This window comes from Stenotrophomonas maltophilia (genome assembly GCF_047782825.1).
Classification (GTDB): domain Bacteria; phylum Pseudomonadota; class Gammaproteobacteria; order Xanthomonadales; family Xanthomonadaceae; genus Stenotrophomonas.
This window is the reverse complement of sequence record NZ_CP180589.1, coordinates 3,416,000-3,428,502: the sequence shown is the minus strand read 5'-3', so window position 1 is coordinate 3,428,502 and position 12,503 is coordinate 3,416,000. Positions and strand designations below refer to the sequence as shown.

Below are 12,503 nucleotides of genomic sequence, written 5' to 3'. Positions count from 1 at the left end.
GCAATGCCCTCCTGGGGCCCGTGGCATGTGCCGCTCAGCCCTTGCGCAGGGCGGGACGGGTCAGGAACCACGCCAGCAGCTGGCCCAGGCCGGCACTGCCGGCCAGTGCGGCGGCGGCACCGAAGGTCAGCTCGCGGGCGCCGATGGCTTCCAGCAGGGCCAGGGCCACGGCCAGGCTGACCAGGCTGATGCCCCAGCGCAGCGCGCCCTGGCGGCGGCGTTCCTCTTCCAGCACCGCCAGCGAGCGGATCACTTCCTCCGGCACGTGCGGGGCGACCAGCTTGCTGCGCGCCCGCGCATCGGCAATGGCATGGATCGCATAGGCGATGCAGATGAAGAGGGTGATCGGGATGAGTTCCTGCATGGTCGTGCTCCTGTCCGGTGAATGATGCGGGTTCAGGAGATTGGATGCGCAGGCCCGGCAACCGGTTGCACCACTTTGCCAATCCCGCTGCCATGACCTGTGGCCCCCTCCCCCGGCGCGGGCGGCTGCTACCCTTGCCCGGTTTCCTCATCTGGTGCCGTCCGCCCATGTCCCGAGTGCTGCCCCTGTCCCTACTGCTGTCGGCCGTGCTGGCCGCACCGGCCGCGCACGCCGCGCCCACGCCGATCACCATCGAACAGGCCATGGCCGACCCGGACTGGATCGGCCCGCCGGTCGAAAAGGCCTGGTGGTCCTGGAACAGCCAGCAGGTGGAATACCAGCTCAAGCGCAACGGCAGCCCGGTGCGCGATACCTTCCGCCAGCCATTGGCCGGTGGCACGGCCGCACAGGTGGCCGATGACCAGCGCGGCAGCCTGGACGTGGCTGACCCGGTCTACGACCGCAGCCGCACCCGCAGCGCCTTCGTCCGCAATGGCGATGTGTTCGTGCGCGACCTGCGCAGCGGCGCGCTGACCCAGCTGACCCGCAGCAACGAACGCGCCACCGGGGTGAACTTCGCCGCCGACAACGGCGTGATCTGGCGCGTGGGCCAGAACTGGTTCCACTGGACCGCCGCCGCCGGCGTGCAGCAGGTGGCCAGCCTGAAGGCCGACAAGGACCCGGCCAGCAAGCCCAAGGACGACCTGCTGCGCGACCAGCAACTGCGCACCCTGGAAACCCTGCGCCGCGACCGCGACCAGCGTGAAGCGCTGAAGGACCAGGACCAGCGCTGGCGCCAGGCCGACCCGACCCGTGCCGCGGCCCCGATCTACCTGGGCGCCGACGTGGAGATCGCCGACAGCCTGCTGTCGCCGGACCTGGGCCACCTGATCGTGGTCACCAAGCCGAAGGACTTCGACGACGGCCGCACCAGCAAGATGCCGCTGTACGTGACCGAATCGGGTTACGAGGAAACCGAGGACACCCGCACCCGCGTGGGCCGCAACGGTTTCGAGCCGCACACCCTGTGGTACGTGGACGTGCGCACCGGCAAGGCCGAGAAGCTGTCGCTGTCGGGCCTGCCGGGCATCGGCACCGACCCGCTGGCCGAACTGCGCCGCAAGGCCGGCAAGGACGCGCTGAAGGGCGACCGCAGCGTGCAGGTGATGAGCGACTTCATGGGCGGCGGCATGCGCTGGAGCGCCGATGGCCAGCAGGCCGCGGTGATGCTGCGCGCCAACGACAACAAGGACCGCTGGATCGTCAGCATCGGCAGCGACGGCCGCGTGCAGAACCGCCACCGCCTGACCGACAACGCCTGGATCAACTGGGGCTTCAACGATTTCGGCTGGATGGCCGATGGCCGCACGCTGTGGCTGCTGTCCGAGGAATCGGGCTATTCGCACCTGTACACCCAAGCTGGCACGGCCAAGCCTCAGGCACTGACCAGCGGCAAGTGGGAAACCTCCGCGCCGGTGCTGTCGGCCGACGGCAAGGGCTTCTACTTCCTGTGCAACCAGCAGGCGCCGCACGACTATGAAATCTGCGCGGTCGACACCGGCAACCGCCAGGTGCGCGAGCTGACCAGCCTCAACGGCGTGGAAGACTTCTCGCTGTCGCCCGATGGCCAGCAGCTGCTGGTGCGCTACTCGGCCGCCTACCTGCCGACCCAGCTGGCCGTGGTGCCGAGCAGCGGCGGCCAGGCACGCGTGCTCACCGACACCCGCACCGCCGAGTACAAGGCGCGCGAGTGGATCCAGCCGAAGCTGGTGGCGGTGCCGTCCAAGCACGGTGCCGGCGTGGTCTGGGCCAAGTACTACGAACCCGAGCACAAGGAACCGGGCAGGAAGTACCCGGTCGTGATGTTCGTGCACGGTGCCGGCTACCTGCAGAACGTGCACCAGCGCTACCCGGCCTACTTCCGCGAGCAGATGTTCCACAACCTGCTGGTGCAGAAGGGCTACATCGTGCTGGACATGGATTACCGCGGCAGCGAGGGCTACGGCCGCGACTGGCGCACGGCGATCTACCGCAACATGGGCCACCCGGAACTGGAAGACTACAAGGACGGCCTGGACTGGCTGGTCGACACCCAGCAGGGTGACCGCGACCACGCCGGCATCTACGGCGGTTCCTACGGCGGCTTCATGACCTTCATGGCGCTGTTCCGCTCGCCGGGCACCTTCAAGGCCGGCGCCGCGCTGCGCCCGGTGCTAGATTGGCAGAACTACAACCACGCCTACACCAGCAACATCCTCAACACCCCGGACATCGACCCGGAGGCGTATCGCACGTCCTCGCCCATCGAGTACGCGCAGAACCTGCAGGACAACCTGCTGATCGCCCACGGCATGATGGATGACAACGTGTTCTTCCAGGATTCGGTGCACCTGACCCAGCGCCTGATCGAGCTGCACAAGGACAACTGGTCGATCGCCCCGTACCCGCTGGAACGCCATGGCTATGTCCGTGCCGATTCCTGGCTGGACCAGTACAAGCGCATCCTCAAGCTGTTCGAGCAGAACCTGAAGTGAGCGACGCCGCGGCCACGATCCAGATCGTGGCCGCGGTCATCGTCGATGACCGCGGTCGGGCGCTGGTGGTGCGCAAGCACGGCGCCCACCGCTTCATCCAGCCCGGTGGCAAGCCCGAGGCGGGTGAAGCGCCGCTGCAGGCGCTGGCCCGCGAACTGGACGAAGAACTGGGCGTGCAGCTCGATGCCGCCACCGCCCTTGCGCTGGGCCGGTTCGAGGACTGGGCGGTGAACGAACCCGGCCACCGCGTGCAGGCCCAGGCCTGGTGGGTGCGGGTGACCGGCATCCCTGCGGCACGCGCTGAAATCGCCGAACTGGCCTGGGTGCCGCTGCGGCCGCCGCATGGCCTGCCCTTGGCACCCTTGAGCGAACACCATATCCTGCCGGCGGTCGCCGCCCTGGCGACGGCCCGCTGAATCCGCGGGCACCGCCTGCAAGGACACCGGATGTCAGCGCCCATTCCCCCGATCCCCACGCCGCCAGCCACGCCCCGCAGCAACAACTGGGTGGGCCCGGTCGCGATGGGCTCGTTCTGGCTGTGCCTGCTGCTGGCCGTGTACTTCGTGCTGCAGGGGCTGGTCGCATTGCCCCTGCGTGCCACGCCCTTCTGGCAGCACCTGGTCAACCTGGCCTGGGAACACCGGGTGGATCGCAGCCTGTGGTGGATGCTGGCCAACCCGGTGGGTGCGTCGCTGGGCGCCGCCCTGCTCTGCCTGGCCTCGGCTGCCGCCAGCTGGGGGCTGTGGCGTGAACGCCTGTGGGGCCTGTGGGGCTACGTCTGGGCCCTGCTGCTGAGCGCGGCGGCCAACTTCGTGATTGCCTGGTGGCTGGACCGCGTGCTGCGGCAGCTGATCGCGCTGATCGCCGACAACGCCGCGATGGCGCAGGAACTGAACATGCAGCGGCTGCTGTTCACCGTCACCCTGGTCGGCACCTCGGTGCTGTTTGCCGGCATGCAGGGCTGGCTGGCCTGGCGCCTGCTGCGGCCGGACATCCGCGCGCGCTACCGCTGATCTGCCGCCATCGCTGGCCAAGGAGGCCGCATGCGCTTGCTTACCTGCCTGTTTCTGTCTGCGTGCCTGGCTTCTGTCGCACCGCCCGCCGGTGCTGCCCCCGCAGCCCTGCAATGCGGTGCCTACCGCAGCGCGGACGGCGGCATGGCCCTGGTCCTGACCACGCTCGGCACGGGCTACCGCCAGCTGGACGGGCAGGAGCGCGAACCACTGTGGATCGACCGCAGCGCGGCGCAGCCACGCCTGCTGCTGCTGGATGATGGCGTGGCGCAACCCGTGCACATCAGCGCCGACGGACGCACCGTGGACGACGGGGTGGTGAGCTACGCATTGCACACTGCGCAGGCCTGCGCGGCTGCGCCAACACCTGCGCCGGGCAGTTGCCAGGCGGCGGGCAGCGACTGCCTCGAGCGCTTTCCGGATGCGTCCACGGCCCAGCTGCAACGCGCCTGCGATGAGGGCGTGGGTGCGGCCTGCTCGGCGCTGCTGCAGCGGATGCGCGATGGCACGCGCGACGCGGGCGGGCAGGTGGACGACGGCCTGCAGCGTGCTGCAACGGATGACACCGCGGCTCTGCCCGCCACAGCACGCGGGTGGCTCCAACAGCGCTGCCTGCAGCAGCGCGGTGGCCGCTTCTGCACCCAGGTGGCCGAGCAGCAGCTGATTGCACTGGACCCGGCGCTGGCGGTGCAGGCCCTGCAGGTGGTCTGCGATGCAGGCCGTGGCAGCGCCTGTGAGCGCATCGCGCCACTGCGTGGCCTCGGCGCCGATCTGCGCCTGGTTCCGCTGCAGGAGGTGCCGTGCGGCCGCTACCAGACTGATGGTGGCGTGATCGACCTGCTCGACGGCGGCGGCTCGCAGGCCCGCCTCCATGACGGCGCCCTCCACCTGCAGCAGGACGGTGAAACCCTCGTGCTGCGCCAGCTTGGCAATGGCGACCTGCTCGGCATGGACACCCGCACCGGCTACCAGCGTTACCAGCGCGTGCCCGGCACGGCACAATGCACGCCCCCGCGCGAGGGCCGTGGTTCGCCGTAGCGTCTGGAGTTTTCCGTTCGATCGTCAAGGAGACGACATGCGTTCACCCGCACCGCGCCGCCGCTGCCTGGCCTGGGCGTTGCTGCTGGCTGCGCCGATGGCCGCCGCACAATCACCGCAGTGTGGCCTGTTCAAGGCCGGAGAAGGCAGCGGCACGCTGCGCATCCAATCAGCCAACCGTGGCGAGCAGAAGCACTTCGGCAGCGCTCCGTCTCCGGTCGCGTTCCAGCAGATCGAGGGGAAACTGCAGCTGGTGAGCCTGGAATACGGGCTGCCCCGCGAACTGCAGGTACGCGATCGCGGCCGCACGGTCGAGGTGGATGGCACGGTCTTCAAGCTGCAGGAGCCGGCAACCTGCGCCGACGCGGCAGCTGCGGCTGAGGGAAGCTGCCTGGCCGATGCAGCGGCCTGCCTGGACAACCGTCGCGAAGCGACGCCGGCCGTGCTGGAAGCCGCCTGCCGCGAAGGGGTGCCCGGCATGTGCCTGCAGTTGGCCGATCGCTGGCATGACGATGCCGGTACCCCGGCCAAGCCCGATGCATCCGGACAGAAAGCTATCGTCGATGCGGCGTTGGCCAGCATCGAGCTGCCCGCCGCCTGTCGCGAGGGGGGCTTCAACAAGGAGACGCCTGCCTGTGCTGCCGCACTGAAAGACGATCAAGCGCTGCAGGAAAAGATCGCCAGGGCGGTGATGGGCGTGGCGATGGCCGAAACGATGAAGTCGATGATGTCCCCGTCCACCCCGGTGGTGGTTCCCAGCGGACAGCGCCAGCAGCTGCTGCAGTTGTGCCAGCAGCGGCCCCATGAGCGCTTCTGCGCGCGGGTGGCCGAGCTGGCCTGGGAATCGGGCGACCACCTGCAGGCGGTGCAGGCACTGGCCCTGTCCTGCGGCACGGGCGCCGAAGCCACCGCCTGCGCCCACCTGCCCGGCCTGCAGGCCGTGGGTACCGCGTTGAAGCCGCAACCGGCGACTGCCCTGCCCTGCGGCAACTTCCATTCCGATGGCGGCTTGATGGATACGCTGGCATTCGGCGATGCCGGCCTGGTCGGCACCGGCTGGAACAGCCAGCTGCGTGCGCGTATCGAGGACGGCGACATCCGCATCCGTCATGACAAGGGCGGCGACTTCGTGCTGCGTCCGTTGCCGGGCGGTCAGCTGCTGGGCCTGGATATGTGGACCCGCTACCAGGTGTTCACCGCCACCGGCGATGGCCCGGCCAGCTGCAGCGCACCGAAGCAGTACACCGTGCTGCCGCTGCCGCAGGACTGCCCGCAGGCGCTGGCCGACGGGTCTGCCGAGGACTGCTGCGCGCAAGGCAGGCTGCAGGGCTGCAACGTGCTGGGCAATCGCCTGGCGATGTCCGGGCAGTGGCCGCAGGCGGCCGGCCACTTCACCACCGTGTGCCGCGCGGGCGTGCGCGAGGGCTGCGAGAACCTGGTCACCGCCCACGGGGAAAGCCCCGAGGTGGATGCCCATGCCACGCTGGAGCAGCTGTGCAACGCCGATGGCAGTGGCCGCCACGTCGCCTGCGACGTGCTGGAAACCGGCAACTGGAGCGCGCTGGAACTGGGCCGCGCCCTGCAGAAGGCCATGGAAGACGCGGCGGCCGGGGGCACCCCGCCACGCAACTCCAACCGCAAGCGCTGAGCCCGCCAGGGCCTGCCCGCAGCTTTGGGCAGGCCCTGCGGTAAAGTACGCGCCATGAACGAATTCGAGCGCGTGCGCGCCTACCTCACCGACCTGCAGGACCGCATCTGTGTGGCCATCGAGGCCGCCGACGGCCAGGCCCGCTTCCAGGAAGACCTGTGGCAGCGGGCCGAGGGCGGTGGCGGGCGCACCCGCGTGCTGCGCGATGGTGCGGTGTTCGAGCAGGCCGGCATCGGCTTTTCCGATGTGTCCGGCAGCCGCCTGCCGCCGTCGGCCTCGGCCAACCGCCCGGAACTGGCCGGTGCGTCCTGGCGCGCCACCGGCGTGTCGCTGGTGTTCCACCCGCTCAACCCCTACGTGCCCACCACCCACGCCAACGTGCGCTTCTTCCAGGCCCAGCGCGATGGCGAAGTGGTGGCCAGCTGGTTCGGCGGCGGTTTCGACCTGACCCCGTTCTATCCTTTCGACGAAGACGTGCAGCACTGGCACCAGGTGGCCCGTGATCTGTGCACGCCGTTCGGCGAAGAACGCTATGCCGCGCACAAGCGCTGGTGTGACGAGTACTTCTTCCTGCGCCACCGCAACGAAACACGCGGCGTCGGCGGCCTGTTCTTCGACGACCTGCACGGCGACTTCGAACGCGATTTCGACTACCTGCGCGCGGTCGGCGATGGCTTCCTCGATGCCTATCTGCCGATCGTGCAGCAACGCAAGGACAGCGCCTACGGCGAACGCGAACGCGAGTTCCAGCTGTACCGCCGCGGCCGCTACGTGGAATTCAACCTGGTCTACGACCGCGGCACCCTGTTCGGCCTGCAGAGTGGTGGCCGCAGCGAGAGCATCCTGATGAGCCTGCCGCCGCGGGTGCGCTGGGAATACGGCTTCACCCCGGAGGCAGGCAGCGCCGAGGCGCGGCTGGCCGATTACCTGGTGCCGCGCGACTGGATCTGATCTTCCGGCGCCACGCCTGAGCCGTGGCGTCGTTCCCCCGCCTGTGGTGCGCCCTGCACCGGACAGGCCCCGCACTTTTCGTTCAAGGACGAGCCCATGCCTGCTGCTGTTCTCCCCCGCCCCCGCACTACGGGCTGGCGCTTCCTGCTGGTGTTCGCGCTGGCCACGGCCAGCGTGCCGGCGGCCGCGCAGTCGATGGCCTGTGGTACCTACAAGGACAGCAGCGGCAACACCACGCTGACGATTGAAAGCGAAGGCCACGGCTTCCTGTCGGGCCCCTACCAGGCCACCGAGGACCTGCGCATGGTCCGCCAGGAAGACGTGCTCGGCACCGGCAACCTGTCCACCGGCCGCCTGGAAAACTGGTACTTCTCGAACGATGACCGCACGGTCAGCGCGCCCTATCGCGAGTTCACCCGTGAAAGCGCCGCCGCCTGCAAAACGATGCCGGAGCCCATCGAGGGCGGTTGCGTGATGAACACCTCCGAGTGCCTGGAGGCCTTGCCGGAGGCCGAACCGCTGCAGCTGCATGCCTGGTGCGCCGAGGGCGTGGGCGCCGCCTGCATGCAGCTGCTGGAGACCTACCAGCAGCAGGCCAAGGACGCGGCGCCGAACGTGGACGAGCCGCCGATGCCCGAGATCTGCAGGGAGGCGTCGCCGTCGTTCGATGCCGAGGGTTGCATGGCGGTGGCCGAGAAAGTCGCCTCGGAAATGATGGGCAAGGCAGTGCTCGGCCTGCAGCACTCGGTGGAGGCGCCGCTGCCACCGGCACAGCTGGATGAACTGGACGCGCTGTGCCGCGTGCAGCACGGCGAAACGTTCTGTGCCGACGCCGCCGAAACGCTGTGGAGCAATGGCCGCCTGCAGCAGGCCCGCGATGCACTGCAGCGGTCCTGTGCCCAGCGCGCGGACGCCCCGGCCTGTGCGCCGGCCGAAGACCTTGCCGTGCTCGCCAGCGCCGCCGCGCCGGCGCTTGCACCGGTGCCGGCTTCCACGCTGCCCTGTGGCAGCTTCGAGGCCGAACGCAGCGTGCTGTCGCAGATTCGTTTCCTCGCGGGTGGCGTGGTCCAGGCCGGTGGCCGTGAACAGCCACTGCGCGCGAGCCTGCGCGACGGCCGCATCCACATCCATCGCGAACTCGGCAGCGACTTCGTGCTGCAGCTGCTGCAGAACGGCAACCTGGTCGGTATCGATGGCGGCAACCGTTTCGCCTATTACGAGCGCAAACCGGCTGCAGGCGGCGAACGCTGCACGCCATGATCGAAGCGGATCAGCGCCGGGCACATGCCCGGCGCTGACCGGGCGCCAGGCTACTTCTTCGGAATGATGGTGATGTGGCCGGTGGTTTCCAGCAGCGCCAGTTCGACGTCCTCCACCCGCAGGCAACCCTGCTGGCGCAACGCGGCTTCGAAGTCGGCCGTGCTGACCAGCTCGCGGCGCAGCACCGCCTCCAGCAGCCGCCCGTCGCGGGCGATCACCACCGGCTCGCCTTCGATCAGGCGTTCCATGCGCCGGTTGCGGGTGGTCAGCCAGCCCACGCCGTAGTTCAGCAGGATCAGCGTGGCGGCCAGCAGCAGGCCACCGCCCAGCGATGTATCGGTGCCCAGCAGCGCGTTCTGCACGGCATTGCCCAGCAGCACGATCAGCAGCACGTCGAACGGGGTGATCTGCCCCAGCGCGCGCTTGCCGCTGAGCCGGACCATGCCCAGCACGACGACATAGACCACCACCGCGCGCAGGACGAATTCCCACCACGGCATCGCCAGGGCGAACAGATCGGGCATTGCGGGTTCCCCTGCTGAGCGATGGCCAAGCCTAGCATCCGGGGTCAGATCCCTTTGCCCGACGGGCAAAGGGATCTGACCCCATCCGGGACCCCATCCGGGATTCAGGCGGCACAAATAAAAAGCCCCGCTGACCAGGGGGAGGTCAACGGGGCCGGGGAACGGGCACTTGGGGAGGAGTCCCCGTTCCGAGATCTGCTCCAGGGGATGGGAGAGATCCACAACAGGCGTTGCGCCTGTCGAGAGTTATAGAAACACCCCGAACACTAACGGTTCGTGAAGGGGCCCAATTTATTGTGGGCCCCTGTCGGAAACATTCATCTTCGAGTCAGAAAAACCGCGCAAATGAACGATTCATGCCGCTTTTAGCCTGAATGCGAATCAGTGCGCCTCGTCCCAGTTGCTGCCGATGCCGGTGTCGACCACCAGCGGCACCCGCAACTGTGCCGCTTGCGACATGCGTTGGACGACATTCTCCCGCAGCTCGTCGATGAACCCGGCCTCGGCTTCGAAGACCAGTTCATCGTGCACCTGCAGGATCATGCGCGCCGGGGCGCCGCTTTCGTGCAGCCACTGGTCCACCGACACCATCGCCCGCTTGATGATGTCCGCCGCCGTGCCCTGCATTGGCGCGTTGATCGCCGCACGCTCGGCACCGGCGCGCAGGCCCTGGTTACGTGCATGAATGTCGTTCAGGTACAGGCGGCGGCCGAACAGGGTTTCCACATAGCCCTGGTCACGCGCCTGCTGGCGCATGCGCTCCATGAAGTCGCGCACGCCCGGGTAGCGGCTGAAGTACAGCGCCACGTAGTCCTGCGCCTGGCCGCGGTCGATGCCCAGGTTGCGGGCCAGGCCGAAGGCGCTCATGCCGTACATCAGGCCGAAGTTGATGGCCTTGGCGGCACGGCGCTCGTTGGCGGTCACCTCGTCCAGCGCGCGCCCGAACACCTCGGCGGCGGTGGCGCGGTGCACGTCGGCGCCCTGTTCGAAGGCACGCACCAGGCCTGGGTCCTCGGACAGGTGGGCCATGATCCGCAGCTCGATCTGCGAATAGTCGGCCGCCAGCAACTGCATGCCTTCCGGGGCGATGAACGCGCGGCGGATGCGGCGGCCATCCTCGGTGCGGATCGGGATGTTCTGCAGGTTCGGGTCGGACGAGGACAGGCGGCCGGTCGCAGCACCGGACTGGTGGTAGCTGGTGTGTACGCGGCCGGTGTCCGGGTTGACCATTTCCGGCAGCTTGTCGGTGTAGGTGCTGCGCAGCTTGGCCAGGCCGCGGTACTCCAGGATCACCCGCGGCAGTTCGTGCTGGTCGGCAATCGCCTCCAGTGCCTCTTCATTGGTGCTGGGCTGGCCCTTGGGGGTCTTCACCACCGCCGGCAGCTTCAGCTCATCGAACAGCACCGCCTGCAGCTGCTTGGGCGAATCCAGGTTGAAGCTGCGGCCGGCCAGTTCGGTGGCCTTCTGCTGCGCGGCCAGCATGCGCGAGGACAGGTCGTGGCTCTGCCGGCGCAGTTCATCGGTGTCGATGCGCACGCCGTTGGCTTCGATGCTGGCCAGCACCGGCACCAGCGGCATCTCGATGTCGCGGTACACGCTGTCCAGGCTCGGCTCGGCCAGCAGCTGCGGCTGCAGCGCGCGGTGCAGGCGCAGGGTGATGTCGGCATCCTCGGCCGCATAGCGGCTGGCCTCGTCGATGCCCACCTGCGAGAACGGAATCTGCTTGGCGCCCTTGCCGGCCACATCTTCGAACTTGATGGTGCTGTAGCCCAGGTAACGCAGGGCCAGCGAATCCATGTCGTGGCGGGTGGCGGTGGAATTGAGCACGAAGCTCTCGAGCATGGTGTCGTCGTGGTAGCCCTGCACGTCCACGCCATGGCGGCGCAGCACGTGCAGGTCGTACTTGCCGTGCTGGCCCAGCTTCTTCTTCGCCGGGTCCTGCAGCACCGGGCGCAGCGCATCCAGCACCTGCTGCAGCGGCAGCTGTGCCGGTGCCCCCGGGTAATCGTGGCCGACCGGGATGTAGGCGGCCTTGCCCGGCTCCACCGCCAGGCTGACGCCGACCAGGCGCGCGCGCATGGCATCCAGCGCATCGGTTTCGGTATCGAAGCTGATCAGCTCGGCCTGCTGCACGCGCTCGACCCAGGCCTGCAGCTGCTCGGCGGTCAGCACGGTTTCGTACTCACCCGGCGCCGCCAGGGCCGGGTCGATCTCGCCAGCGGCCGGTGCCTCCGCGCTGCCACGGGCGAACCCGGCGGCAGTGCCACGCACGCTGGGGGTGGCTTCGCTGGCAGCGGCGGGCGCCGGCAGCGGGCCGCCCAGCTCCTTCAGCGCCTGGGTGAAGCCGTAGCGGGCGTACAGCTCGGTCAGCACCGGCACATCCTGCTCGCGCAGGGCCAGGGTGGTCGGCGAAGCCTCCAGCTCGACGTCGGTGCGGATGGTGACCAGCTCGCGGTTCAGCGGCAGGCGCTCCAGCGCCGCGCGCAGGTTCTCGCCGATCTTGCCCTTCATGGCCGGCGCGGCGGCGATGACACCGTCCAGGTGCTGGTATTCGGCCAGCCACTTGGCGGCGGTCTTGGGGCCGCACTTCTCCACGCCGGGCACGTTGTCCACGGTGTCGCCCATCAGCGCCAGCAGGTCGATGATCTGGTCGGCGCGCACGCCGAACTTCTCCATCACCGCTGCGTCCGAATCCATGCGGCTGCCGGTCATGGTATTGACCAGTTCGATGCCCGGGCGCACCAGCTGCGCGAAGTCCTTGTCGCCGGTGGAAATGGTCACCTTCAGGTCCTGCGCCAGGCCCTGCAGGGCCAGCGTGCCGATCACATCGTCGGCTTCCACGCCGGGAATGCGCAGGATGCTGATGCCCAGCGCTTCGACGATGCGGCACATCGGCTCGACCTGGCTGCGCAGTTCGTCGGGCATCGGCGGGCGGTTGGCCTTGTACTGGTCGTACAGGTCGTCACGGAAGGTCTTGCCTGGCGCATCGACCACGAAGGCCACGTAGGCCGGGCGCTCCTTCAGGGTGGAGCGCAGCATGTTGACCACGCCGAACAGCGCGCCGGTGGGCTCGCCCTGTGCATTGGATAGGGGCGGCAGCGCGTGGAACGCGCGGTACAGGTAACTGGACCCGTCGATCAGGACTAATCTGCTCATGCGACGATTCTACGC

General features: G+C 68.7%; 10 protein-coding genes. 7 read left to right on the top strand and 3 right to left on the bottom strand.

What is annotated here, in order from left to right:
- Window positions 1–34 precede the first annotated feature (34 nt).
- Entirely contained in the window at window positions 35–364 is a 330-nt protein-coding gene (locus tag ACM2ZB_RS15830; RefSeq protein ID WP_313436573.1) for a hypothetical protein, read from the bottom strand.
- Window positions 365–531: 167 nt separating this feature from the next.
- Here ACM2ZB_RS15830 and ACM2ZB_RS15825 point away from each other — a divergent pair, with 167 nt between their 5' ends.
- From ACM2ZB_RS15825 to ACM2ZB_RS15795, 7 genes are all read left to right on the top strand, one after another.
- Window positions 532–2,898 carry a S9 family peptidase gene (locus ACM2ZB_RS15825; RefSeq protein WP_416056149.1) on the top strand — a complete coding sequence of 789 codons (2,367 nt, stop codon included), beginning with the start codon at window positions 532–534 and terminating at the stop codon, window positions 2,896–2,898.
- Window positions 2,895–3,314, top strand: coding sequence for an NUDIX hydrolase (locus tag ACM2ZB_RS15820; protein WP_416056148.1), 420 nt, complete (start codon window positions 2,895–2,897; stop codon window positions 3,312–3,314). The genes ACM2ZB_RS15825 and ACM2ZB_RS15820 overlap by 4 nt, the downstream gene beginning before the upstream one ends.
- Before the next feature lie 30 nt (window positions 3,315–3,344).
- On the top strand, window positions 3,345–3,911 hold the full coding sequence (locus tag ACM2ZB_RS15815) for a hypothetical protein (RefSeq protein WP_416056147.1): 567 nt from the start codon (window positions 3,345–3,347) through the stop codon (window positions 3,909–3,911).
- Between the two features lie 144 nt (window positions 3,912–4,055).
- On the top strand, window positions 4,056–4,949 hold the full coding sequence (locus ACM2ZB_RS15810; RefSeq protein WP_416056146.1) for a hypothetical protein: 894 nt from the start codon (window positions 4,056–4,058) through the stop codon (window positions 4,947–4,949).
- A 37-nt stretch (window positions 4,950–4,986) separates the two neighbouring features.
- A complete protein-coding gene (locus ACM2ZB_RS15805; protein WP_416056145.1) occupies window positions 4,987–6,597 on the top strand; it encodes a hypothetical protein in 1,611 nt (536 codons plus the stop codon).
- Between the two features lie 54 nt (window positions 6,598–6,651).
- Window positions 6,652–7,548, top strand: coding sequence for an oxygen-dependent coproporphyrinogen oxidase (gene hemF / locus ACM2ZB_RS15800; protein ID WP_416056144.1), 897 nt, complete (start codon window positions 6,652–6,654; stop codon window positions 7,546–7,548).
- Window positions 7,549–7,644: 96 nt separating this feature from the next.
- Window positions 7,645–8,808 (top strand): hypothetical protein, encoded by a 1,164-nt coding sequence (locus ACM2ZB_RS15795; RefSeq protein ID WP_416056143.1) that lies wholly within the window; start codon window positions 7,645–7,647, stop codon window positions 8,806–8,808.
- Between the two features lie 50 nt (window positions 8,809–8,858).
- On the opposite strand, the gene ACM2ZB_RS15790 is transcribed toward ACM2ZB_RS15795, so the two are convergent.
- The gene (locus tag ACM2ZB_RS15790) at window positions 8,859–9,332 is read right to left on the bottom strand and encodes a DUF421 domain-containing protein (protein WP_313436549.1); all 474 of its coding nucleotides are present in this window, start codon (window positions 9,330–9,332) and stop codon (window positions 8,859–8,861) included.
- Window positions 9,333–9,713: 381 nt separating this feature from the next.
- Window positions 9,714–12,488, bottom strand: a complete 2,775-nt coding sequence (polA, locus tag ACM2ZB_RS15785; RefSeq protein ID WP_416056142.1) for a DNA polymerase I — start codon at window positions 12,486–12,488, stop codon at window positions 9,714–9,716.
- Window positions 12,489–12,503 lie beyond the last annotated feature (15 nt).

What these genes read in the sequence shown, in the direction of transcription:
- ACM2ZB_RS15830 (WP_313436573.1), bottom strand. Translation starts at nt 364, where the DNA reads ATGCAGGAACTCATCCCGATCACCCTCTTCATCTGCATCGCCTATGCG.
- ACM2ZB_RS15825 (WP_416056149.1), top strand. Translation starts at nt 532, where the DNA reads ATGTCCCGAGTGCTGCCCCTGTCCCTACTGCTGTCGGCCGTGCTGGCC.
- ACM2ZB_RS15815 (WP_416056147.1), top strand. Translation starts at nt 3,345, where the DNA reads ATGTCAGCGCCCATTCCCCCGATCCCCACGCCGCCAGCCACGCCCCGC.
- ACM2ZB_RS15810 (WP_416056146.1), top strand. Translation starts at nt 4,056, where the DNA reads ATGGCCCTGGTCCTGACCACGCTCGGCACGGGCTACCGCCAGCTGGAC.
- ACM2ZB_RS15805 (WP_416056145.1), top strand. Translation starts at nt 4,987, where the DNA reads ATGCGTTCACCCGCACCGCGCCGCCGCTGCCTGGCCTGGGCGTTGCTG.
- hemF (WP_416056144.1), top strand. Translation starts at nt 6,652, where the DNA reads ATGAACGAATTCGAGCGCGTGCGCGCCTACCTCACCGACCTGCAGGAC.
- ACM2ZB_RS15795 (WP_416056143.1), top strand. Translation starts at nt 7,645, where the DNA reads ATGCCTGCTGCTGTTCTCCCCCGCCCCCGCACTACGGGCTGGCGCTTC.
- ACM2ZB_RS15790 (WP_313436549.1), bottom strand. Translation starts at nt 9,332, where the DNA reads ATGCCCGATCTGTTCGCCCTGGCGATGCCGTGGTGGGAATTCGTCCTG.
- polA (WP_416056142.1), bottom strand. Translation starts at nt 12,488, where the DNA reads ATGAGCAGATTAGTCCTGATCGACGGGTCCAGTTACCTGTACCGCGCG.